This is a genomic window from Neisseria sp. P0021.S006, assembly GCF_051956895.1.
Window position 1 is genome coordinate 1 of the sequence record NZ_JBQCWZ010001252.1, and the last position, 448, is coordinate 448.

Sequence of the window (448 nt, forward strand, 5' to 3'; positions counted from 1 at the left end):
CTACGCATTACTTGCGTTCTGTTTGGACTCAAATTTGGTATGACTCGCGTGTTCGACGAACAGGGTGTTTCTGTTCCGGTAACTGTTTTGGATATGTCTGCCACCCGCGTTACACAATTGAAATCCAAAGATACTGACGGCTACACTGCTGTACAAGTTACCTTTGGTCAGAAAAAAGCTCATCGTGTCAACAAAACTGAAGCCGGTCACTTTGCTAAAGCGAGTGTTGAAGGTGGTCGCGGTTTGGTTGAGTTTGCTTTGCCTGAAGAAAAGCTGGCTGAATTAAAAGTCGGTGATGAAATTACCGTTTCCATGTTTGAAGTTGGTCAATTGGTAGCTGTAACCGGTACCTATCAAGGTAAAGGTTTCTCTGGTACGATCAAACGTCATAACTTCGGTGCTCAAAGTACTTCCAACGGTACCTCCCGTCCTCACCGTGTTCATGGTT

General features: G+C 45.1%; 1 protein-coding gene. It reads left to right on the forward strand.

Annotation, left to right across the window (positions count from 1 at the left end):
- Positions 1-6 precede the first annotated feature (6 nt).
- On the forward strand, positions 7-448 hold a 442-nt coding region (rplC, locus tag ACTHUM_RS19730; RefSeq protein ID WP_440403973.1), incomplete at its 3' end, for a 50S ribosomal protein L3.